21 protein-coding genes are annotated in these 21,567 nt (G+C 58.3%); 13 read left to right on the forward strand and 8 right to left on the reverse strand.

The genetic code is table 11. From position 1 onward, the window contains the following. Positions 1-44 precede the first annotated feature (44 nt). Together ccmB and ccmA are read right to left on the reverse strand one after the other, a co-directional pair. On the reverse strand, positions 45-704 hold the full coding sequence (gene ccmB, locus EXN68_RS18515; protein WP_142842258.1) for a heme exporter protein CcmB: 660 nt from the start codon (positions 702-704) through the stop codon (positions 45-47). A 202-nt stretch (positions 705-906) separates the two neighbouring features. Continuing rightward, positions 907-1,548 carry a heme ABC exporter ATP-binding protein CcmA gene (gene ccmA / locus EXN68_RS18525; RefSeq protein ID WP_142842260.1) on the reverse strand — a complete coding sequence of 214 codons (642 nt, stop codon included), beginning with the start codon at positions 1,546-1,548 and terminating at the stop codon, positions 907-909. Between the two features lie 270 nt (positions 1,549-1,818). On the opposite strand from ccmA, the gene acnA reads away from it, so the two are divergent. The 3 genes from acnA to EXN68_RS18540 all read left to right on the forward strand — a co-directional run bounded on the left by acnA (position 1,819) and on the right by EXN68_RS18540 (position 6,242). After that, a complete protein-coding gene (acnA, locus tag EXN68_RS18530) occupies positions 1,819-4,512 on the forward strand; it encodes an aconitate hydratase AcnA (protein ID WP_142842261.1) in 2,694 nt (897 codons plus the stop codon). 196 nt (positions 4,513-4,708) lie between these two features. After that, on the forward strand, positions 4,709-5,449 hold the full coding sequence (locus tag EXN68_RS18535; RefSeq protein ID WP_046799575.1) for a DUF1223 domain-containing protein: 741 nt from the start codon (positions 4,709-4,711) through the stop codon (positions 5,447-5,449). Positions 5,450-5,849: 400 nt separating this feature from the next. Beyond that, positions 5,850-6,242 carry a DUF2794 domain-containing protein gene (locus EXN68_RS18540; protein ID WP_142842262.1) on the forward strand — a complete coding sequence of 131 codons (393 nt, stop codon included), beginning with the start codon at positions 5,850-5,852 and terminating at the stop codon, positions 6,240-6,242. A gap of 128 nt (positions 6,243-6,370) precedes the next feature. Here EXN68_RS18540 and EXN68_RS18545 read toward each other — a convergent pair whose 3' ends face one another. The 3 genes from EXN68_RS18545 to EXN68_RS18555 all read right to left on the reverse strand — a co-directional run bounded on the left by EXN68_RS18545 (position 6,371) and on the right by EXN68_RS18555 (position 10,595). After that, positions 6,371-7,108 carry a Bax inhibitor-1/YccA family protein gene (locus EXN68_RS18545; protein ID WP_046799573.1) on the reverse strand — a complete coding sequence of 246 codons (738 nt, stop codon included), beginning with the start codon at positions 7,106-7,108 and terminating at the stop codon, positions 6,371-6,373. Between the two features lie 218 nt (positions 7,109-7,326). Next, positions 7,327-9,888, reverse strand: a complete 2,562-nt coding sequence (locus EXN68_RS18550) for an ABC transporter permease (protein ID WP_142842263.1) — start codon at positions 9,886-9,888, stop codon at positions 7,327-7,329. Further along, positions 9,885-10,595: an ABC transporter ATP-binding protein gene (locus EXN68_RS18555; RefSeq protein WP_142842264.1), complete on the reverse strand. Its 711-nt coding sequence runs from the start codon at positions 10,593-10,595 to the stop codon at positions 9,885-9,887. The genes EXN68_RS18550 and EXN68_RS18555 overlap by 4 nt, the downstream gene beginning before the upstream one ends. A gap of 103 nt (positions 10,596-10,698) precedes the next feature. Between EXN68_RS18555 and EXN68_RS18560 the strand changes: the two genes are divergently transcribed. Together EXN68_RS18560 and thpR are read left to right on the forward strand one after the other, a co-directional pair. Continuing rightward, the gene (locus EXN68_RS18560) at positions 10,699-11,349 is read left to right on the forward strand and encodes an arylesterase (RefSeq protein ID WP_142842265.1); all 651 of its coding nucleotides are present in this window, start codon (positions 10,699-10,701) and stop codon (positions 11,347-11,349) included. 68 nt (positions 11,350-11,417) lie between these two features. Continuing rightward, entirely contained in the window at positions 11,418-12,011 is a 594-nt protein-coding gene (gene thpR, locus EXN68_RS18565; protein ID WP_142842266.1) for an RNA 2',3'-cyclic phosphodiesterase, read from the forward strand. On the opposite strand, the gene EXN68_RS18570 is transcribed toward thpR, so the two are convergent. Next, a complete protein-coding gene (locus tag EXN68_RS18570) occupies positions 11,945-12,424 on the reverse strand; it encodes a low molecular weight protein-tyrosine-phosphatase (RefSeq protein WP_142842267.1) in 480 nt (159 codons plus the stop codon). The two genes, thpR and EXN68_RS18570, sit on opposite strands and share 67 nt — an antisense overlap. 59 nt (positions 12,425-12,483) lie before the next feature. On the opposite strand from EXN68_RS18570, the gene EXN68_RS18575 reads away from it, so the two are divergent. The 7 genes from EXN68_RS18575 (at position 12,484) to EXN68_RS18605 (ending at position 18,301) form a co-directional block, all read left to right on the forward strand. Beyond that, positions 12,484-12,789 carry a 4a-hydroxytetrahydrobiopterin dehydratase gene (locus EXN68_RS18575; RefSeq protein WP_046799568.1) on the forward strand — a complete coding sequence of 102 codons (306 nt, stop codon included), beginning with the start codon at positions 12,484-12,486 and terminating at the stop codon, positions 12,787-12,789. Positions 12,790-12,840: 51 nt separating this feature from the next. Continuing rightward, a complete protein-coding gene (locus EXN68_RS18580; RefSeq protein WP_142842268.1) occupies positions 12,841-13,221 on the forward strand; it encodes a YkvA family protein in 381 nt (126 codons plus the stop codon). A gap of 296 nt (positions 13,222-13,517) precedes the next feature. Beyond that, positions 13,518-14,021: an invasion associated locus B family protein gene (locus tag EXN68_RS18585; protein WP_003523183.1), complete on the forward strand. Its 504-nt coding sequence runs from the start codon at positions 13,518-13,520 to the stop codon at positions 14,019-14,021. A gap of 266 nt (positions 14,022-14,287) precedes the next feature. After that, complete coding sequence (rlmN, locus tag EXN68_RS18590) at positions 14,288-15,460, forward strand: dual-specificity RNA methyltransferase RlmN (RefSeq protein WP_077998729.1); 1,173 nt, start codon at positions 14,288-14,290, stop codon at positions 15,458-15,460. Between the two features lie 108 nt (positions 15,461-15,568). Continuing rightward, on the forward strand, positions 15,569-16,522 hold the full coding sequence (locus EXN68_RS18595; RefSeq protein WP_142842269.1) for an ABC transporter substrate-binding protein: 954 nt from the start codon (positions 15,569-15,571) through the stop codon (positions 16,520-16,522). 106 nt (positions 16,523-16,628) lie between these two features. Continuing rightward, complete coding sequence (locus tag EXN68_RS18600; protein WP_080827112.1) at positions 16,629-17,510, forward strand: ABC transporter permease; 882 nt, start codon at positions 16,629-16,631, stop codon at positions 17,508-17,510. Beyond that, positions 17,507-18,301, forward strand: coding sequence for an ABC transporter ATP-binding protein (locus EXN68_RS18605; RefSeq protein ID WP_142842270.1), 795 nt, complete (start codon positions 17,507-17,509; stop codon positions 18,299-18,301). The genes EXN68_RS18600 and EXN68_RS18605 overlap by 4 nt, the downstream gene beginning before the upstream one ends. 40 nt (positions 18,302-18,341) lie before the next feature. Here EXN68_RS18605 and EXN68_RS18610 read toward each other — a convergent pair whose 3' ends face one another. Together EXN68_RS18610 and EXN68_RS18615 are read right to left on the reverse strand one after the other, a co-directional pair. Continuing rightward, entirely contained in the window at positions 18,342-18,989 is a 648-nt protein-coding gene (locus EXN68_RS18610; RefSeq protein WP_142842271.1) for a LysE family translocator, read from the reverse strand. Between the two features lie 134 nt (positions 18,990-19,123). Then, positions 19,124-19,978 carry an SDR family NAD(P)-dependent oxidoreductase gene (locus tag EXN68_RS18615; protein ID WP_142842272.1) on the reverse strand — a complete coding sequence of 285 codons (855 nt, stop codon included), beginning with the start codon at positions 19,976-19,978 and terminating at the stop codon, positions 19,124-19,126. A gap of 313 nt (positions 19,979-20,291) precedes the next feature. Here EXN68_RS18615 and EXN68_RS18620 point away from each other — a divergent pair, with 313 nt between their 5' ends. Next, positions 20,292-21,515 carry an argininosuccinate synthase gene (locus tag EXN68_RS18620; protein WP_142842273.1) on the forward strand — a complete coding sequence of 408 codons (1,224 nt, stop codon included), beginning with the start codon at positions 20,292-20,294 and terminating at the stop codon, positions 21,513-21,515. Positions 21,516-21,567 lie beyond the last annotated feature (52 nt).

Raw genomic sequence — 21,567 nt, forward strand, 5'->3', positions numbered from 1 at the left:
CGCAATTGATCCCTGTCAATCAGGGATCGGCAATCAAGGCATCATCAATCCATAACATTGCGCAGGGCCAAAGCGGCAAAGAAAGGGCCGGTCACGGCTGAAAATAACGTGATCGCGCAGAGAATGAGGAACGGCGGCATGAATGGCGCCGGATCCTGCACCGCCGCATAAGAAGCGCTGACTCCGAAAATCAGCACCGGAATGGCAAGCGGCAGAACGAGGATGGAGACCAGAAGCCCGCCGCGGGGCAGGGCGACCGCGACGGCGGCCCCTACCGCGCCGATGAAGGTGATGGCCGGTGAGCCGACAAGAAGTGTGAGCATCACAGCGCCGATCGCAACCTCGTCCATGTTCATGAACAGACCGAGCAGCGGCGAGGCCAACACCAGCGGCAGGCCGGTTCCAACCCAATGCGCCAGGCATTTGATCAGGACCGTCAGCACCAGCGGGTTTTCCTGCATGAGAATGAGGTCCAGCGACCCGTCATCCCGCTCCGCCTGAAACAGCCGGTCCAGGCCGAGAAGGGCGGACAGAAGAGCGCCGATCCAGACGATGGCGGGACCGATGCGGGCGAGAAGATTGAGATCGGGGCCGACACCGAAGGGGATGACGGCAACCACAGTCATGAAGAACAGCACGCCGATCAAGGCGCCGCCGCCGGCACGGATGGAGAGTTTGATGTCGCGGAGGAGGAGGGCGGTCATCGGGTAGGCCTCTGCGGGTGTGGTTTACCCCCCTCTGCCCTGCCGGGCATCTCCCCCTCAAGGGGGGAGATCGGCAAGATGCCCTTCCACCACTCCATTCTCGAGCGTCGAGATTGTCGAGGCCTAGCCACAGGCCGATCTCCCCCCTTGAGGGGGAGATGCCCGGCAGGGCAGAGGGGGGTCCCCCCCACGCACAAACCCATCATGCCCAAGCCTCCACACCCGCAAACCCAGTCATTTGCAACTCCCGCGCATTCTCCAGTCCCAACGGCTGATGGGTCGCCGCCAGAACAATGCCGCCTTTCTCAAGGTGGTTTTTCACGAGACCGGTAAACATCCCGTCCGCAGCCTTATCAAGCGCCGCCGTTGGCTCATCGAGAATCCACACCGGTCGCCATGCGATCAGAAGTTTCGCCATGGCGAAACGCCGTTGTTGGCCGGCGGAGAGATAACCGAAGGGCAGATGAGTGATGCCGGCAAGACCGACGATCTCAGCCGCCTCATCGATTGCGATGCCCGCACCGCCTGAAAAATCACCAAGAAAGTCTTTCCAGAAAATCAGATTTTCCGAAACGGTCAGCTCCATTTTCATGGCGTTGCGATGGCCGAGATAATGGCAGGCTTCCGAGGGGCGCATGTCCTCTCCTATTCCTTTGCCGGCTATCTTTATCCACCCCTGTTCGGGGCGTAGCAGGCCGGCCACGGTGCGCAGGAGAGTGGATTTTCCCGAGCCGTTCCGGCCGGTCAGCACCAGTGCCTCACCGTCACTTAACTTGAAGGAAATATTCATGAATATGAAATCTTCGCCGCGTCGCACGCCAAGATTTTCCGCCGTCAAATCCATGCTGCGGTTCCGTTTCAGATTTCGTCGTCTCGATAAAAAAATCGATTAGCTTCGTTGAATGGTCTGGCACGTTTCTCCGAAATTATCTATATGAGTGTCAACCACGCCAGCGGCCGGCGTGAACATCATCTTGCGCCGGACCTGAATGTTACGAGGAGTAACTTTCACGTGCGGACAGCGGAAATGGTCGTACCCGCATCCTGATGTGCTTGCGAGCACAGGGGTCCGCACGCGCGTGTTGGCTAATCAGATTATGCGGGGTTTTAAACCGTGGCCAAATCTCTCGACAGTTTCCAATGTCGTTCCGTCCTTACCGTTGACGGTAAGGACTATGTTTATTTCAGCCTTCCCAAGGCTGAGGCAAACGGTCTCAAGGGCGTTTCCAAGCTGCCTTATTCCATGAAGGTTCTCCTGGAGAACCTGCTTCGTTTCGAGGACGGCCAGTCCGTCACCAGGGAGCATATTCTGGCCGTTGCCGAATGGCTTAATAATAAGGGCCTGACCGAAACGGAAATCGCCTATCGTCCCGCCCGCGTTCTCATGCAGGACTTTACAGGCGTTCCCGCCGTGGTCGATCTTGCCGCCATGCGCGATGCCATGGTGTCGCTCGGTGGCGATCCGGAGAAAATCAATCCGCTGGTTCCCGTCGATCTCGTCATCGACCACTCGGTCATCGTCGATGAATTCGGCACGCCGAATGCCTTCGCCCGCAACGTTGAACTTGAATATGAGCGCAATGGCGAGCGTTACCGCTTCCTGAAATGGGGCCAGCAGGCCTTCAAGAATTTCCGCGTGGTTCCGCCCGGCACCGGCATCTGTCACCAGGTCAATCTTGAATATCTCGGCCAGACCGTCTGGACCAAGGAAGAGGACGGCGAGACGATTGCTTATCCGGATACCTGCGTCGGCACCGACAGCCACACAACCATGATCAATGGTCTCGGCGTTCTCGGCTGGGGCGTCGGCGGTATCGAGGCTGAAGCCGCCATGCTCGGACAGCCGGTTTCCATGCTGCTGCCCGAGGTCATCGGCTTCAAGCTGACCGGCAAGGTGAAGGAAGGCGTGACCGCGACCGACCTCGTGCTGACCGTCGTGCAGATGCTGCGCAAGAAGGGCGTCGTCTCCAAGTTCGTTGAATTCTTCGGCCCCGGCCTCGATTCGATGACGCTCGCCGACCGCGCGACAATCGGCAATATGGGTCCGGAATATGGTGCGACCTGTGGCTTCTTCCCGGTCGATGGCGAAACCATCAATTACCTGACCATGTCCGGCCGTGCCAAGGACCGCATCGCGCTTGTCGAAGCCTATTCCAAGGCGCAGGACATGTGGCGCACCGGCGATGGTTCCGACCTCGTCTTCACCGACACGCTTGAACTCGATCTCGGCGATGTCGTGCCCTCCATGGCCGGCCCGAAGCGTCCGGAAGGCCGCCTGCCGCTCGAAACCATTGCGCCGAATTTCGCAACGGCTCTCGAAAACGACTATAAAAAGCCCGGCCAGCTTTCGAACCGTTATGTGGTTGAAGGCGAGGACTTCGATCTCGGCCATGGCGATGTGGCGATTGCCGCCATCACCTCCTGCACCAACACCTCCAACCCCTCGGTTCTTATCGCTGCCGGGCTTCTCGCCCGCAATGCGGTGGCCAAGGGGCTGAAGTCCAAGCCATGGGTCAAGACCTCGCTTGCACCAGGATCTCAGGTCGTTGCCGAATATCTTGAAAAGGCTGGCCTGCAGAAGGACCTCGACGCGATCGGCTTCAACCTCGTCGGTTTTGGCTGCACCACCTGCATCGGCAATTCGGGCCCGCTGCCACCTGCGATCTCCAAGACGATCAACGACAAGGGCCTGATCACCGCGGGTGTTCTGTCGGGCAACCGTAACTTCGAAGGTCGTATTTCCCCTGACGTTCAGGCGAACTACCTCGCTTCGCCGCCGCTCGTCGTGGCCTATGCCCTTGCCGGCACGGTCCAGAAGGACCTGACCAAGGAGCCGATTGGTGACGATCAGGACGGTAACCCTGTCTATCTCAAGGATATCTGGCCGACGTCCAAGGAAATCCAGGAATTCATCCTGAAATACGTCACCCGCGAACTCTATGAAACGAAATACGCCGACGTGTTCAAGGGTGATGCGAACTGGCAGGCCGTTCAGGTGCCGCCGGGCCAGACCTATGCCTGGGACGACAAGTCGACCTATGTCCAGAACCCGCCTTATTTCGTCGGCATGGGCAAGAAGGGCACGGGTTTGAAGAACATCAAGGGCGCGCGCGTCCTCGGCCTCTTCGGCGACAAGATCACCACCGACCATATTTCCCCGGCCGGTTCGATCAAGGCCGCTTCGCCGGCCGGTGCTTATCTGACGGAAAACGGCGTCGCCGTTGCCGATTTCAACCAGTACGGCACGCGTCGTGGCAACCATGAAGTGATGATGCGCGGCACTTTTGCCAATATCCGTATCCGCAACCACATGCTTGGCCCGAACGGCAAGGAAGGTGGATACACCATCCACTATCCGTCCAAGGAAGAGCTGTCGATCTATGACGCTGCCATGAAATACAAGGCGGAGGGCATTCCGCTCGTCATCTTCGCCGGTGTCGAATATGGTAACGGCTCTTCCCGCGACTGGGCGGCAAAGGGCACCAATCTGCTCGGCGTCAAGGCCGTGATCGCGCAGTCCTTCGAGCGCATTCACCGCTCGAACCTCGTCGGCATGGGCGTTGTTCCCTTTGTCTTCGAGGAAGGCACGACCTGGGCAAGCCTCGATCTCAAGGGTGACGAAGTCATCGAGATCGACGGTCTCGAAGGCGAGATCAAGCCGCGTGAAAAGAAGATCGCCAAGATCACCTACAGCGACGGTTCGGTGAAGGAAGTTCCGCTTCTGTGCCGCATCGATACGCTGGACGAAGTGATTTACATGAACAATGGTGGCATTCTGCAGACCGTTCTTCGCGATCTGGCTGGCTGATAAAGCTTAGACGAACAAGAGACGCCGGAAAAAACTCCGGCGTCTCTTCCATTTCTTGATCTGTTTTTTTGTGATTGCCGCTCACCCCTTCGTGACTTTCTATTGAAGGGCAATAGACGTTATTTTCCGGTTTGCATCCGGGCAGGATTGATCGCATCAATTCGTCTGGATATCCTGCCGGACAAAGGTTTTCGTAATGCCATTGAAATTCCCCCTGTCGATATGTCTTCTCGGCACGTTCCTCGTCACCTCCGCGCAGGCGCAGGAGGCCGTGAAGGGCGTTGTCGAATTGTTCACATCGCAGGGCTGCGCCTCCTGCCCGCCGGCGGATGAAGCGCTGCGCAAGATGATCCAGAAGGGCGACGTCGTCGGTCTTTCCTACCATGTCGACTACTGGAATTACCTTGGCTGGACCGATTCTCTGGCATCCAAGGAAAATACCGAACGCCAATATGGTTACATGCGGGCGCTCGGCCGTAACGGTGTTTATACGCCACAGGCCATTCTTAACGGCCGTGACCATGTCAAGGGCGCGGATGTGCGCGGTATCTATGACAGGCTCGATGCTTTCAAGCGCGAAGGCCAGGGGCTGAACGTGCCGGTCTCGTCAAAATTTGCCGGCGATGAGGTGGAGATTGATATTGGTGCCGGTAATGGCAAGGCCGATGTCGTGGTTGCCTATTTCACCCGTGAACAGACGGTGGATGTGCAGAAAGGTGAGAACCAGGGGAAAAAAATGTCCTACTGGCACAGTGTCTATGACGTACAGACGGTCGGCATGTGGGATGGTTCGCCGATGACGGTGAAGCTTCCGGCGAGCGTCGTGGCAAAGGTGAAAAAGGGCGGCTGCGCCGTGCTCCTGCAGACGGCCAATGCCAGCGGTGATCCCGCGGCAATCGTCGGCGCAAGTATCCTGCTTGGAAATGAAACCCCCTGATCGCCTGTTGGGCGATTGAAGATCCGGTCCGGGCATTGGGGGCTGGGGGTAAAGGGTCAATGCACCGGACCGGGTCATCTTGGTGCCTAGGCATCAATTGACAATAGGACTATTCCACCCAATTCGGGCCATGGTTTGACCGAAATACGGCAGGCCATGCGAAAATGGCTGCCTAAATGGTTACCATTTTTTACCCCTGCTTTTGTTGCAGGCAGTGTCTTTGGCGTCGTTGGGCGGCAATTTTTCAGGGTTACCTTCTTCCGGTTCTATAGCCGGCTGAAAGATGTTGAGGCCCATCCAGCGACTTCTGCGCCGGTGCACAAGCGTCTCGCAAGGCTTGCAATTTCGCTTTCACAGGCTCACATTGATGAGACGACTTGGGTGGAATCGGAGGTATTGGATGACCGATCAACCGGATGTGCAGCAGGTGCAGACCGCTTCACGCGATAATTCCACCGTTGTCGATCTCCGCGAATACAGAAAAGACAAGGACCCTTTGCCGGTCACCTTTCATCGGCGTGAGCTGGATGCGATTCTGCGCATCTATGGCCGCATGGTGGGAGAGGGGGAATGGCGCGATTATGCCATTGACCACCTGAAGGAGAAGGCGGTGTTTTCCGTCTTTAAACGCTCAGGCGAAATGCCGCTCTACCGGATTGAGAAGAACCCCAAGCTGGCGGCGAAGCAGGGCGCTTATTGTGTGGTCAATACCGATGGCCGCATTCTCAAGCGTGGCCATGAGCTGCCGCAGGTTCTGAGGGTTTTCGACAAGGTTCTGAAACTGATCGAATGAGCTTCTGGAAGAGATAGCCCGCTTGGTGGATGCGACCGGTGGAAGAGCGATTATCAGTTACGAAAGCTGAAAAATAAAAAGGCGGCCGAAGGGCCGCCTTTCGTCTGTCGTCTGTTGAACTCTCAACCTTAGTCGTCGCGGTTACCCATGAACTGCAGCAGGAAGGTGAAGAGGTTGATGAAGTCGAGGTAGAGCGTCAGCGCGCCCATGATAGCCTTGCGGCCAGCAACGGCAACGTCATCACCATCAAAGTACATTTCCTTGATCTTCTGCGTGTCGTAGGCGGTCAGGCCTGCGAAGATCAGCACGCCGATCGCGGAGATCGCGAACTGCAGCGCGGAGGATGCAAGGAAGATGTTGACGATGGACGCGATGATCAGGCCGAACAGACCCATGATCAGGAACGAACCGAGGCCCGAAAGGTTCTTTTTCGTCGTGTAACCGTAAAGCGAGAGCGCGCCGAACGAAGCAGCGGTCACGAAGAACGTCTGAACGATGCTCTGGCCGGTGAAGACGATGAAGATCGACGACAGCGACACGCCCATCAGCGCGGCATAGACCCAGAAGGTCGTCTGCGCGGCGGAAACGCTCATGTTCTGAATACGGAAGCTAAGGAAGAAAACCAGTGCCAGCGGTGCGAGCATGATGACCCAGCGCAGCGGAGATGCATAAAGCAGCTGCTGGAAGGCAGGGTTGGACGCAGCGAATGAGTAGGTTGCGAAAGCCGCAACGCCGGTGATGACCAGAGCCAGCGCCATCAGGTTGTAAACCTTCAGCATATAGGCGCGGAGACCTTCATCGATCATCGCACCAGTCTGTGCACGGGTCTGCGCCATGCGGTTCTGGTAGTTATTGAAGTCAGCCATTGTTTCCTCTTTTGAGCTCCGTAATTGCTACGGTGTCGGGATACCTCCCGGGCGCCGCTGCGGAGCTTCAGCAAGCCTGTCCAAGAATATGATGGCAGAACGTGTCCGATACAAGGCCTTTTGCAGTCGAAAAGACACCATATGCGCGAAAAGCGCTCACGTTTTGGCGATCATTACAAAGAATTAATCGCTAAAGTTAAGCGGGGCACAACCGATGATCATTCTCCTGCCTGCCGCAGAACCGGCGCCGCCTTCTGGCCGAGAATGCGCCAGGTGCCAATGAGGCCGATGCCAACCGTCATGACGAGGGCGACAATGAGGGTCCCTATCGCCACATCCGGCAGGAAACTGGAGGGCAACTTCATGATGCGGGCGATCACGAACCATGCGGAGACTCCACCGGCGAAAAGCGCGAAGACGGCGGTGGCGAGACCGAGCATCATATATTCGTAGGAGAACGCGCGGATCAGCAGGTTTCGCGTGCCGCCCAGCGTTTTCAGGATCACCGCATCGTGGGTACGGGCACGGTTTCCGGCGGCAAGTGCGCCGGCGAGAACCAGAACAGAGGCGATGAGTGCGACGGCTGCTGCAGCGCGGATGGCGGTGGCGAGCTGGCCGACCAGCCGGTTGACGACATCGAGAGCGTCCTTCACGCGCACGCTTGTGATCGTCGGGTAGGTATTGGTAACGGAACGCAATATCCGGCCTTCGTCGTTTGCGGAAGCGGAAGGATCGGCAAGTGTCGCCAGCCAGGCGTGCGGTGCGCCGCGGAATGTATTCGGTGAAAAGACCATGACGAAATTGATCGACAGGGATTCCCATTCGACATTACGCAGATTGGCGATCTTTGCCGTGATACTGCGGCCGAGGACGTTGACGGTTACCGTGTCGCCGATCTTGAGGCCGAGTTCCTGAGCCTCTTTTGCCGCGAAGGACACCAGCGGTTCACCGCTATAGTCCGGCCCCCACCATGCACCTTCCGTGAGCTTCGCGTTTTCCGGCATGTTTTCGGAATAGGTTATGCCGCGATCACCACGCAGCAACCAGCGACCGGATGGCGGCACTTCCATCTTCGTCACATCTTCGCCGTTGAGCGCCAGAATGCGGCCGCGCAGCATCGGCACCTCGGTCAGCGTGCCTTGTGGTGCTTCCCGTTTCAGCAGATCACGGAAGCCTTGCACCTCGCTGCCCTGAATATCCACGAAAAAGAAATTCGGTGCGCGTTCCGGCAGGCTGTCGGTCAGTTCGCGGCGCAGATTGCCGTCGATCAGCGTCAGGGTCACGAGCAGGGTCAGGCCAAGGCCAAGTGAAAGAACGACCGAAGGCGTGAGCGCTCCCGGCCGGTGAATATTACCGATCGCCAGACGAAGGGCGGCGGAATGAACGCGCGGGCTGCGTTTGGCGATGGCCTTGACGCCGGATGCCACCAGCCGCAGCACCACGAAGGCAAAGGCGATGGCGGCGAGGAAAACCGAGGCAATGAAACGGTCTTCCGCCGAGAAGACGGCAAGGGCGGCCAGCGCTGCGAGCAACAGGCCCGTGGCGGCCAGATAGGGCCAGGACGGCCAGCTGCCTTCCTCGAAACCCTGTTCGCGGAAAAGTGCCGTTGCCGGAACTTCACGCGCCTGGCCGAGCGGCACGATAGCGAAAGCAAACGTCGTCAGGAGGCCAAACAAAGCGGCCAGACCAAGCGCACCGGGATAGAAGGCAAGTTCTTCCGGCACGGGCAGCACACCTTCCAGAAACCGCATGGCAATCAAAGGTGCGATGGCGCCAACAACAAGACCGATGACGATACCGACGGCGGCAATGAAGGCGATCTGGAAGAGATAGGTCATGGTGACCACGGAGGCCGGCGCGCCCAGGCATTTCAGCGAGGCGATCGTGGTGCGTTTGGAATCGAGGAAGGCGCGAACAGCGTTGGCGACACCAACGCCACCGACGATGAGGGCGGTGAGACCCACCAATGTCAGGAACTGCGAGAAGCGGTTGACGTTTTCGGTGAGTGACGGCGCTGCGCGATCACTGGTGCGAATGGACCAGCCGGCATTGGGAAAGGCCTTGTTAGCCGCATCGGTCATCGTTGCCCGCGCTGCAGGATCGTTCAGCTTGATCTTGTAGGCATGCTCGACGAGGCTGCCGGTCTGAACGAGACCGGAGGCGAAGAGGGCGTCGCGGCTGATCATCAGCCTCGGCGCGAAACCGAAACCGTCGGAGAGCGCATCCGGCTCATCGACCACCGTGCTGGTCAGTTTCAGCTTTACGTTACCAAGCAGGACTTCGTCACCGATCTTGATGCCGAGCCGTTCCAGCAGCAGCGGTGCGGCAATCGCGCCATAGGTATCGCCATTGCCGGCCAGAAGTTCATCCAGCGGCCGGTTGGGATCAGCCACGAAGGTTCCATAGAGCGGATAGGTGCCGTCGATGGCCTTCACTTCCGTCAGCGTCTGTTCGGAACCATCGGCAAGGCGGGCCATGGAGCGAAGCCCGGTGGAAACAGCAACCGTGCCAAGGCCATCCAGATAGGCCCGTTCCTCCTGTGTTGCCTCCCTGTTGCGCAGTTCGAAACGCACGTCGCCGGCGAGAATCGACTGGCCTTCGGTGGCAATGGCGCTGGTGACCGCACGTGACACGGAATTAACGGCGGCGATGGCGCCGGTTCCCAGCGCGATACAGGCGAGGAAAATGTAAAAGCCGCTCAACCCGCCGCGAATTTCGCGCCGTGCGAGTCTTGCGGCATTTCTGATATTGGCGAAAGACGGAAGAAGGGATCCGATCATGCCGATACCGCCCGCGCCATCTGGGGGCGGGCGCTGTCGCCCTCAATCTCACCGGAGCGCACCTTGATCTGTCGCGAGCAGCGGGCGGCGAGCGACGGATCATGGGTAACGAGGACCATGGTCATGCCGCGTTCGGCCTGTTTGGCAAAAAGAAGATCGGCGATCTGCTTGCCGGTATCTGTATCGAGATTGCCAGTTGGTTCATCGGCGATCAGCACGGCCGGTGAGGGGGCAAGCGCGCGGGCGATGGCCACACGCTGTTGCTCGCCGCCTGAGAGCTGGCCGGGATAGTGGTTGAGGCGTTCACCGAGACCGACGGCGACGAGTTCGCGTTTGGCGATTTCGAAGGGATTGGGGGTATTGGCCAGTTCCAGCGGAACGGCGACGTTTTCCAACGCCGTCATATTGGCGATGAGGTGGAAGGACTGGAAAACGATGCCGATATTCTTGCCGCGAAAATCCGCCAGCGCATCTTCGCCGAGTCTGTGCAGTTGTGTATCCGCAATGACGATTTCACCGCTGTCCAGCCGCTCAAGACCGGCAAGCACCATCAGCAGCGTTGATTTCCCCGAGCCGGAAGGGCCGACGATGCCGACCGCTTCACCTTCACCGATCGAAAGATCGATGGCCTTGAGAACGTGGACGGAGGCGGCGGCGTTGCCGAGCGTGAGGTCGGCGTTCTTCAGCTCTATGATGCTTTTCGTCACAATTCTCGTTCCTATATAGGGTGATGAAAATGGTCTGGCGGTGTCGATGCGGTCGGTATTTCAGACAAAGGGAACCAAGTTAGGCCAAGTTAGGAAAGCCGTGATGAGATTTAAAGCTGCCCTGTTTCACTTCATTGTCATTTTCGCAGCCGCCTTTTCTGCCTCTGCGGCCTCGGCCCAGGAACGGACATTGCAACTGGTCGGCCTCGGTGACAGCCTCATGGCCGGGTATCAGCTGCCGCCCGCCGACAGCTATACCGCACAGCTTGAAGCTGCATTAAAGGCGAAGGGCATCAATGCCGTCGTCGCCAATGCCGGCGTGTCCGGTGATACCTCCTCTGGCGGTTTGTCGCGGGCGGAATGGTCCGTGCCAGATGGTACGGACGGGGTCATTCTGGAACTTGGCGCCAATGATGCACTGCGTGGTATTGCCCCGGAACAGACAGAAAAGAACCTCGATGCCATCATTTCCGGTTTTCAGAAACGCAATATAGCGGTGCTGCTGGTCGGTATTATGGCGCCGCCGAACATGGGTGACGACTACGCCACGCGTTTCAATCCGATCTTTCCAAAGCTTGCGGAAAAATACAACCTGCCGCTTTATCCCTTCTTTCTGGAAGGTGTGGTGACGGATGATGCGCTGAAGCTGGATGACAAGATGCACCCCAATACGAAAGGTGTGGCAATGATGGTGGAGAAATCTTTGCCGGCTGTTGAAAGCTTCATCAAGACAATCGGTGCGCAAAAAAAATAAGCACTTGCGCCCGTCTGCATTGCGTGATTCGCTATGCTTGTTCTGCCAAGAGATTCGGGGAGCTCGCCATGCCGAGACTGTTTACCGCCCTCGAAATTCCGCGCAATGCGGCTATGAGCCTCTCATTGTTGCGCGGTGGTCTGCCGGGAGCCCGGTGGATCGATGTGGAGAATTATCACATAACCCTGCGTTTTATCGGTGATATCGACGGGCGAACCGCCGATGAGGTTGTCGACAGGCTGGATCGGATCGAAAGACCGGAGTTCCAGCTCAACCTCACCGGCATGGGTTCCTTCGGTTCCAAGAAACCGCATTCCATCTGGGCCGGGGTTTCTCCCTCGCCGGAAATGCATGCGCTTCAGGCGGAAATCGAGCGGATCTGCCAAAGGATCGGTCTCCCACCCGATCCGCGCAAGTTCATGCCGCATGTCACACTGGCGCGGTTGCGCTCCTGTCGCGTGGACGATGTGGTGCAGTATCTTTCCGGACGCGGCAACTTCCGCACCTCGCCCTTCACGGTCGGCCGTTTCGTGCTGATGTCGTCGAAGGAATCGGTGGGCGGCGGACCCTATGTCGTGGAAGAGGCGTTTCCGCTTCACGAAGCGCGGTCCAGCTCCATCTTTTCGAGCAACGAGCTGCATCCCGCCAAAAGCATGTTGTAGACGGTCAGAAATCCGTCTTCACCACCGAAATAGGGATCCGGGACGCTCTCGTGGCGTCCCGAAGCATAGTCCAGAAACAGGTGGATTTTGTGCCTGCGGTTTTCCGGCGCCTTTTGAAGCAGTTTCGCCAGATTGCTCGTATCCATGGCAAGAATGAGATCGAATTTTTCGAAATCGGCCTGACTGACCTGTCGCGCGCGCTGCCCTGAAATATCGATGCCATGCTTGCGGGCTATCGCTATGGATCTGCGATCCGGGGCATTGCCGGCATGCCAGCCGCCGGTGCCGGCGGATTCGATCGTGAGTTGGCGGGATACACCGTCTCTATCGGCTAGGTTTGCCAAAACGCCTTCGGCAAGTGGTGAGCGGCAGATATTGCCCATGCAGACAAAAAGAACAGCTATATGTTTCATGGAATATGCGTCGATCCGGTCGTTGAGGCGTTAATGGGTATCAAGCGGAGGCAAGATTGATGAAATATCCCAGAGTTGAACCGGAAGCCATCCGGCAGGCATTGTCCAAGCTCGAAGGCTGGGCCCTGCGAGAGGACGGGGCGGCGATCGTCCGGTCCTTCAAGTTTTCCAGTTTTGCGGAGGCCTTCGGTTTCATGGCTGAATCGGCTCTTGCGGCGGAAAGGCTCAATCATCACCCGGAATGGTCCAATGTCTACTCACGCGTGAAAGTCTGCCTCACAACCCATGATTCACAGGGTGTAACCGAGCGGGATTTTCTTCTGGCCGAGGCCATGCAGAAGGCAGCGGCAGGCCGGGGGAATTGAACGGCGGACGTTAACTCCCATATAATAGCCGTGACCGGAGGACCGTCGATCATGGATGATGTGAAAATCGGTGAAATTCTTCTGCCGGGTGAAACCGACAGGCAGCAGGAGCGCGAAAATGTCGTGCGCGCCAAATTCTGGCCCAAGCTGAAGCGGGTGATGACCAAGGTGCCGTTCGCGCGTGACGCGGCGGCGGCCTATTATTGCGCGATTGATCGCGACACGCCGTTGCGCGCCAAGGGCATTATTCTCGCTGCGCTCGCCTATTTCATCATGCCCATCGATGCCGTGCCGGATATGCTGGCGGTTGTCGGTTTTACCGATGATATCGCGGTCATCACCGCCGCGCTCGCCATGATCCGCGCCCATATCAAGATGGAGCATTACGATGCGGCGGATGCCATGCTGAAGAGACAGCAGGAAGCCGGGTAACGCCTCTGTGATGTGCCCGCTCGGTGCAGCCTGGCGGGCGACAAATTCTTGCCTGAATTTGTGTGTCATACACATGAAGGAAGGTCGTTCCGCGCCCTTCCTCCAGGGTGCGGGGAGTCGCCAATCTGTAACACCGCAAGACGTTTTAGGCATTTTATGCGTGTTGTTGACGGTTTGGTAACCGCTTCCCGACCACAATGAGAAAAGACGATCCGCACCTGAACGTGGCCGATCCAGAAAATGGAGCCCGCCGCTGCTTCGGGCTAATGGAAGACAATAACCCGGCAGGAAATTCTATGTTTGTAAGAAGTGTAGCAACCGCAGCGGCCATTTTGCTGACCAGCGTCGGCGTAGCATCTGCACAGTCGCCCACGCGCATCCAGCAGTTCAATGCTTGGGGTGCCTATTCGTACAAATCGGGCAACAGCACCGTCTGCTACGTTCTTTCCATTCCGACCGCCAAGGAACCGGCAAGCGTCGATCACGGCGATATCTTCTTCATCGTGTCGCAGCGTCCCGGCCAGAACATTTCCTATGAGCCGCAGGCCATGGTGGGTTATCCGCTGAAGCAGGGTTCCAAGGTCAATGTGACGATCGACAACAAGAACTTCGTCATGTTCACCAAGGACAAGGCTGCCTGGGTTGAAAACGCTGCCGAAGAGCCCGCTCTCGTGGCTGCCATGAAGGGCGGCAAGTCGATGACGGTCAAGGCGGTGTCCGGCCGTGGCACCGCGACGTCCTATTCCTATTCGCTCTCGGGTATTTCGGCTGCTCTCAAGCAGATCGAGAGCTGCAAGTAATCCTGAAGCTTTATCGCGTTTGATAATGGCCGGTCATCGACCGGCCATTTGCGTTTTTGCTTGTTTGATGCTAAAGGCGCGGCAACATTGACAGGCGGATGCGCGAAAAGTGCTCCGCCTTTGATTTTCTCGACATGCAGACGATTTTCCGCCTATCCGACAGGCCGGTCGTGCGATGCATGGAATGATGGGATAGCGTGATGTCCGTAATGCAAGCCCCTGCCGGCCTGGCAGTCAAAACCCCGCTGATCGCCAATAGCGATCTCATGTCCGGCAAGCCGTCGCTGATCGGCCTGACGCGTGAGGAAATGGGCGAGGCGCTGGCCGAGATCGGCGTGCCGCAGAAGCAGGTGAAGATGCGCGTCAGCCAGTTGTGGAACTGGCTTTATGTGCGCGGCGTCTCGGATTTCGACAACATGACCAATGTCGCCAAGGAGCTTCGCGAGAAGCTGAAGGCGGCCTTCACCATCGCCCGTCCGGAAATCGTCGAGGAGCAGATCTCCAATGACGGCACCCGCAAATGGCTGATGCGCTTTCCGCCGCGCGGTGCCGGCCGTCCCGTTGAGATTGAAACGGTCTATATTCCGGAAGAAGGGCGCGGCACGTTGTGCATTTCTAGCCAGGTTGGCTGCTCGCTGACCTGTTCCTTCTGTCACACCGGCACGCAGCGTCTGGTGCGCAACCTGACGGCCGAGGAAATTCTTGCCCAGCTGCTGCTGGCGCGTGACCGGCTCGGCGATTTTCCGGATGGTTCGACACCGGTTGGCGCTTATGTGCCGAGCGAAGGCCGCAAGGTGTCCAACATCGTGATGATGGGCATGGGCGAGCCGCTCTATAATTTCGAGCACGTGAAGACTGCGCTTCTGATCGCCACCGATGGTGACGGCCTGTCGCTCTCCAAGCGCCGCGTAACGCTCTCCACCTCAGGCGTCGTGCCGGAAATCTTCCGTACCGGTGACGAGATTGGCGTGATGCTGGCGATTTCGCTGCATGCGGTGCGCGACGATCTGCGTGACATGCTGGTGCCGATCAACAAGAAATATCCGCTGAAGGAACTGATCGAGGCCTGCCGCAACTATCCGGGTCTTTCCAATGCCCGCCGCATCACCTTCGAATATGTGATGCTGAAGGATGTGAACGACAGCCTGGAAGATGCCAAGATGCTGGTGCAGCTGCTGAAGGGCGTTCCGGCCAAGATCAACCTCATTCCGTTCAATCCGTGGCCGGGCACGAACTACCAGTGCTCCGAATGGGCGCAGATCGAAAAATTCGCCGATTTCATCAATCAGGCAGGTTATGCCTCGCCGATCCGCACCCCGCGCGGCCGTGATATTCTCGCCGCCTGCGGCCAGTTGAAGTCGGAATCGGAACGCATGCGCAAGACCGAAAGGCTGGCTTTCGAGGCGATGATGATCGCCAATCACGGCGCGGATGACTGAATCAGCCGCATTTGCGCCATAAAGCTGGTTTTCCGGCGGTTCTCCGATTGATTTCGGTCTGTCTTGTTCCTAGAAAGACGAAAACAGGGAACCAACAGGAGGATATCCATGCGCGCATTCATTCTGGCTCTCGCTGCTGCGAGCGCCATCGTTCTGCCGGCCAAGGCTGAAAACGTCACCGTTGCCGTCACCGCCATCGTCGAACATCCGGCACTTGACGCTGCCCGTGATGGCGTCAAGGCGGCCCTTGCCGAAGCAGGTTACAAGGAAGGCGAGAACCTCAAGTTCCTTTACGAGTCCGCGCAGGGCAATCCCGGCACCGCAGCGCAGATCGCCCGCCAGTTCGTCGGCGACGCGCCCAACGTCATCGTGCCGATTTCCACGCCGTCGGCGCAGGCCGTTGTTGCGGCCACGCGTGACATTCCGGTTGTCTTCACGGCCGTCTCCGATCCGGTTGGCGCACAGCTCATCAAGAGCATGGAAAAGCCCGGCGGCAATGTGACCGGCCTTTCCGACATGCTGCCGGTTGGCGAGCATCTGGCGCTCATCAAGGAAATCTCGCCGAACGCCAAGTCTATCGGCTTCATCTACAACTCCGCCGAAGCCAATTCCGCCTCGACGCTCGCCCTGCTGAAGGCCGAGGCCGAAAAGGCCGGCCTGAAGGTTGTCGAATCCGTCGCCACCAAGTCGGCTGAAGTTCAGGGCGCAACCCGCGCTCTGGTCGGCAAGGCCGACGTGATCTATGTTCCGACCGACAACACGATCGTTTCCGCTTTCGAGGCGGCAGCCGGTGTTGCGAGCGAAGCCAAGATCCCGCTTTACGCCGCTGATACGGATTCCGTCGCGCGCGGTGCGGTTGCGGCCCTCGGCTTCAACTATTTCGACGTTGGCAAACAGACAGGCGCCGTTGTTGTCCGCATCCTCAAGGGTGAAAAGCCCGGTGAAATTCCGGCAACCGTGGCTGTCGGCACCGATCTCGTCATCAACAAGAAGGTTGCCGAAAAAGTTGGCGTCACCTTCCCCGAAAGCGTGACGAAGCGCGCCACCAAGGTCATCGACTGAACCGAAACCAGACTGAATTGCGGGCGGCGGTATTTCGCCGCCCGTTTTACGTGGCACGAGACGGTGCCCGTATCCGCCTGATGGCGGCAATAACAAGGACATTACCGTGAGCCAAATCGCCTTCTGGGGTGCCGTGGAGCTGGGACTGGTCTTCGCTTTCGTGGCGATCGGCGTCTATCTCGCTTTCCGGGTGCTTGATTTTCCTGACCTGACCGTGGACGGTTCGTTTCCGCTCGGCGCTGCTGTTGCTGCCGTGCTGATCATCGCCGGTCTGAATGCCTGGGTCGCGACGGCGGTTGCGATGGTTGCCGGTGCCGCTGCGGGCATGGTCACCGCAACGCTCAACGTGCGTTTCAAAATCCTCAACCTGCTTGCTTCGATCCTGACGATGATCGCGCTGTTTTCCGTCAATCTGCGGGTGATGGGAAAGCCGAATGTGGCGCTGCTCAATCAGGATACGATGATATCGCCGTTTTACGGCTTGGGCCTTTCCGAATATCTGGTGCGGCCGCTTTTCGTTGGCGCACTGGTGCTGATCGCGGTCATTCTCGTCTGGCGTTTTCTTGAAAGCGATGCGGGCCTTGCCATGCGGGCGACGGGGGCCAATGCGCGGATGGCGCGGGCGCAGGGCGTGAAGACCGGCAACCAGATCTATCTCGGCATGGCGCTTTCGAATGCGCTGGTCGCGCTCGGTGGCGCATTGTTCGCGCAGACCAATGGCTTTGCCGATGTGACCTCGGGTGTTGGCACCATCGTCGTCGGACTTGCCGCCGTCATCATCGGCGAGACGCTATTCGGTGCGCGCGGCATTCTGATAGCGCTCATCGGCTGTGTTTTTGGCTCGATTGCCTATCGTCTCGCCATCCAGCTTGCCTTGTCGAGCGATGTGCTGGGCCTCAAGGCATCCGATCTCAATTTCGTAACGGCGGTATTGGTGGCCATTGCATTGATCCTGCCCCGACTGCGCCGTGGGGGAGCAACATCGTGATTTCCCTTTCCGACATCCAGGTCGTCTTTGGACGTGGCACGCCGCTGCAAAAGCAGGCGCTGGCGAAGATCGATCTCACCATCGAAGACGGTTCCTTCGTTACCGTCATTGGTTCCAATGGCGCCGGCAAATCCACGCTTCTCGGTGTCTTGGCCGGCGACGTTCTGCCGACGGCGGGCAAAGTGGTGATTGGTGGTGCCGACGTTACCCGCAAGCCGACTGCCAGCCGGGCCGGTCGGGTGGCACGCGTATTTCAGGATCCACTCGCAGGCAGCTGCGGCGCGCTCACCATTGAAGAAAATCTGGCGCTGGCGGCGTCGCGCGGAGAGCGTCGCGGTTTGTTGTCGGCGCTTGGACGGGGCAGGCGGGATTTCTTTAGAGAACGTATCGCCTCGCTCAATCTCGGTCTCGAAAACCGACTGAAGGATCGCATGGACCTGTTGTCCGGCGGACAACGACAGGCAGTGTCGCTTGTCATGGCGACGCTTTCCGGCTCGGATGTGCTGCTGCTTGACGAACATACGGCAGCGCTCGATCCCGGCATGGCGGAATTCGTGATGGAATTGACCCGCAAGGTGGTATCGGAGCGCAAGCTGACGACGCTGATGGTCACGCATTCCATGCGCCAGGCGCTGGATTACGGCACCCGCACGATCATGCTGCATGCCGGTGAAATCGTACTCGACGTGTCCGGTGACAGCCGCAAGGATCTTGAAGTCGAAGATCTGATCGACATGTTCCGCAAGATACGCGGCCAGAAGCTGGATGACGACGAGCTTTTGATCGGCTGATCATTCTTAAAGGCGCCTTCCGGCGCCTTTTTATTTGCGCTCAGCGCGTCTGGGTGAAGAAAATCTTGACGGCGAAAAGCGAAAAGACGCCGGCGATCGTGTAATCCAGTCCGCGCAGAACCTTCCGGTTGCGTTGCAGCCAGGCGGACAGGACATCGGCGGCGACAACGATGCCGATACCGATCGGCAGTGCCACGATGATGGACCAGATGCCGAGGAATATCAGCTTGCCGGTGACGTGTGGGTCGGAGGCGCTTACGAATTGCGGCAGGAAGGTCATGAAGAAGATGATGACCTTGGGGTTCAGCAGATTGACCCATATGCCGTTCAGCAAGGCCGATCTGAGCGAGGACTGCGGCTTTTCTCCATTGGTCTTCACCATCACGAAATCCGAGCCTTTACGGATCGCCTGAATGGCGAGCCAGACCAGATAGGCGGCCCCGCCGGTTTTCAGGATCAGGAAGGCTGTCGGCGAGGCGACGATGAGGGCGGCGACACCGAAGGCGACCAGCATCGTGTGCACGGTGATGCCGATATTGGTTCCGACCAGCGTCATGAAACCCGCTGCCCGGCCCTCGCGCAGCGAGCGGCTGATCCAGAGCGTCATGTCTGGCCCGGGCGTCACCGCCAGAAGCAGAATGGCAATGGTGAATGCGATAAGTGTTGGCAGGCTTGGAACGAAATCCATCGCGGCACCCATGAAAGCGGCAAATGATGCCGTTGCTTAACGCGATTTCGGGTTTCTGCCAATATTTTTGAGCCGCGGCGCCCAATGTGACTGTGGGGAGCCGCCACACCGTTCAAAGTGCGGCGGCTGATTATTCAGTTCTTGAGGAAGCTGGTGAAGGCTGCGGAATATTCCGTGTGCCAGCGCGACAGCGGTGGGCGGTTCTGGACGATGTCCTGGGCCGCCCAGAGAATGCGCTTTTCATCCGTCGGGCGGTCTACTTCGCCGTCCGGGCAGAGAATGTAGAAATCGCCCCGGCTGATGCTCTCGATCATGAAATCGACGGTCTGCTCGCCAGTCCATGCGCCCTGCGGCTTTTCCGTCCTGCCATTGGCGGTCAGGCCGGTGAAGACGAAACCGGGAATTAGCAGATGGGCAGAAACCGCGCCGTCAGGAATATTGCGCAATTCGTGCTGAAGTGCCTCCGTGAAGGTTTTGACGCCTGACTTGGAGACGTTGTAGGCGGGATCGCCGGGCGGCGTGGTGATGCCCTGTTTAGAGCCGGTATTGATGATGAGCGCCGCCTCGCCATGGGCAACCATGCCCTGGCCGAAGACGCGGCTGCCGTTCACAACGCCCATCAGATTGACATTGATGACTTTTTCCCAATTGGCCTGTGGTCCGAAAATGGCGCTGCCGGGCTGGATGCCGGCATTGTTCATGAGAACATGGACGCGTCCGAAACGCTGGATTACCGCGCGTTCCAGCGCCTCCAGTTCATCGAGTTTCGATACGTCGGTCGGGATGGCGACGATCTGCGCTTCGCCGTCCCTGGCGACGGTCAGAATATCCGCATGCGCTGCGGCGAGCTTTTCACCGTCGAGATCGGCGAGCACGACACTCATGCCGAAACTCGCAAATTTACGGGCGGCGGCAAGTCCGATGCCGGATGCCGCACCTGTTATGACAGCGACATTATCTTCCTTGAATGCAGGGTGGATGGTCGTCATAGGTTTCTCCTTCGCGTCGTTTCTGCTGTTTCCAGCGGTTTGCAACGTTGCCTGAACCTGAGGCTTCATTCACGGTCTTCAAGTCGATCGCGCCGCTTCATGATAAAGCGCGAATTTTCTAAATGCATGTGACAATCGCTTCGTTCCCATCGGCGCGGCCGGTCATCACCCGTCGCCAGACGTCTCCATCAATTGTTTTGTCGCTTATCTCACGGAAAAGCGCTTCACACATTTCGGGTTGCACTGTAAAAGTGCCGAAATCCCAAGGAAATGGCGGTACGCGGATGCCGTCATCATGCAGATGGACATCATTATGGCACTTCCGAAAGACGTTAAGAAAGTCGTTCTCGCCTATTCCGGCGGTCTCGACACCTCGATCATCCTGAAATGGCTTCAGACGGAACTCGGCGCTGAAGTCGTGACCTTCACTGCCGATCTCGGCCAGGGCGAAGAGCTTGAGCCGGCGCGCAAGAAGGCCGAGATGCTGGGCATCAAGGAAATCTTCATTGAGGACGTCCGCGAAGAATTCGTGCGTGACTTCGTGTTCCCGATGTTCCGCGCCAACGCCGTTTATGAAGGCGTCTACCTGCTCGGCACCTCGATTGCCCGTCCGCTGATTTCCAAGCACCTGATCGAGATCGCCAGGAAGACCGGCGCCGACGCCATTGCCCATGGCGCCACCGGCAAGGGCAACGACCAGGTCCGCTTCGAGCTTTCGGCCTATGCGCTGAACCCTGACATCAAGATCATCGCGCCCTGGCGTGACTGGGCGTTCAAGAGCCGTACCGACCTTCTGGAATTCGCCGAACAGAACCAGATTCCGGTCGCCAAGGACAAGAAGGGCGAAGCACCTTTCTCGGTTGACGCCAACCTGCTGCACTCCTCTTCCGAGGGCAAGGTTCTGGAAGACCCGGCACGGGAAGCGCCGGAATATGTGCACATGCGCACCATTTCCCCGGAAGCGGCCCCCGACAAGGCAACCGTCATCAAGGTCGGCTTCCGCAAGGGTGACGCCTGCTCCATCAATGGTGTTGAAATGTCGCCCGCGACGCTTCTCGCCACGCTCAATAATTATGGTCGGGAAAACGGCATCGGCCGTCTTGATCTAGTCGAGAACCGTTTCGTCGGCATGAAGTCGCGCGGCGTTTATGAAACGCCCGGCGGCACGATCCTGCTTGCCGCACATCGCGCCATCGAATCCATCACGCTCGACCGGGGTGCAGCGCATCTCAAGGACGATCTGATGCCGCGTTACGCTGAACTCATCTATTACGGCTTCTGGTTCTCGCCGGAGCGCGAAATGCTTCAGGCCCTCATCGACAAGAGCCAGGAACATGTGGAAGGCGAAGTGACGCTGAAGCTCTACAAGGGCAATGTCATGGTAACCGGCCGTGAGAGCGAAAAGTCGCTCTATTCCGACGCGCTGGTGACCTTCGAGGACGACCACGGTGCTTACGACCAGAAGGATGCCGCTGGCTTCATCAAGCTTAATGCGCTGCGTCTTCGCACACTCGCCAAGCGTAATCTCAGCAAGTAATCTTGCTGACGTGACAATAAAGGAACCCGCTGGCGGTGACGCCGGCGGGTTT

Origin of the sequence: Martinezella rhizogenes (assembly GCF_007002745.1) — a bacterium.
Lineage (GTDB): Bacteria > Pseudomonadota > Alphaproteobacteria > Rhizobiales > Rhizobiaceae > Agrobacterium > Agrobacterium cucumeris.

Excerpts from the sequence above, each read along its gene's own strand:
- EXN68_RS18580 (WP_142842268.1), top strand. The coding sequence starts at position 12,841 with ATGGATGATGTGAAAATCGGTGAAATTCTTCTGCCGGGTGAAACCGAC.
- EXN68_RS18615 (WP_142842272.1), bottom strand. The coding sequence starts at position 19,978 with ATGACGACCATCCACCCTGCATTCAAGGAAGATAATGTCGCTGTCATA.
- rlmN (WP_077998729.1), top strand. The coding sequence starts at position 14,288 with ATGTCCGGCAAGCCGTCGCTGATCGGCCTGACGCGTGAGGAAATGGGC.
- ccmB (WP_142842258.1), bottom strand. The coding sequence starts at position 704 with ATGACCGCCCTCCTCCTCCGCGACATCAAACTCTCCATCCGTGCCGGC.
- EXN68_RS18595 (WP_142842269.1), top strand. The coding sequence starts at position 15,569 with ATGCGCGCATTCATTCTGGCTCTCGCTGCTGCGAGCGCCATCGTTCTG.
- ccmA (WP_142842260.1), bottom strand. The coding sequence starts at position 1,548 with ATGGATTTGACGGCGGAAAATCTTGGCGTGCGACGCGGCGAAGATTTC.
- EXN68_RS18585 (WP_003523183.1), top strand. The coding sequence starts at position 13,518 with ATGTTTGTAAGAAGTGTAGCAACCGCAGCGGCCATTTTGCTGACCAGC.
- EXN68_RS18620 (WP_142842273.1), top strand. The coding sequence starts at position 20,292 with ATGGCACTTCCGAAAGACGTTAAGAAAGTCGTTCTCGCCTATTCCGGC.
- EXN68_RS18545 (WP_046799573.1), bottom strand. The coding sequence starts at position 7,108 with ATGGCTGACTTCAATAACTACCAGAACCGCATGGCGCAGACCCGTGCA.
- EXN68_RS18535 (WP_046799575.1), top strand. The coding sequence starts at position 4,709 with ATGCCATTGAAATTCCCCCTGTCGATATGTCTTCTCGGCACGTTCCTC.
- EXN68_RS18560 (WP_142842265.1), top strand. The coding sequence starts at position 10,699 with ATGAGATTTAAAGCTGCCCTGTTTCACTTCATTGTCATTTTCGCAGCC.
- thpR (WP_142842266.1), top strand. The coding sequence starts at position 11,418 with ATGCCGAGACTGTTTACCGCCCTCGAAATTCCGCGCAATGCGGCTATG.
- EXN68_RS18575 (WP_046799568.1), top strand. The coding sequence starts at position 12,484 with ATGAAATATCCCAGAGTTGAACCGGAAGCCATCCGGCAGGCATTGTCC.
- EXN68_RS18610 (WP_142842271.1), bottom strand. The coding sequence starts at position 18,989 with ATGGATTTCGTTCCAAGCCTGCCAACACTTATCGCATTCACCATTGCC.
- EXN68_RS18550 (WP_142842263.1), bottom strand. The coding sequence starts at position 9,888 with ATGATCGGATCCCTTCTTCCGTCTTTCGCCAATATCAGAAATGCCGCA.
- EXN68_RS18570 (WP_142842267.1), bottom strand. The coding sequence starts at position 12,424 with ATGAAACATATAGCTGTTCTTTTTGTCTGCATGGGCAATATCTGCCGC.
- EXN68_RS18540 (WP_142842262.1), top strand. The coding sequence starts at position 5,850 with ATGACCGATCAACCGGATGTGCAGCAGGTGCAGACCGCTTCACGCGAT.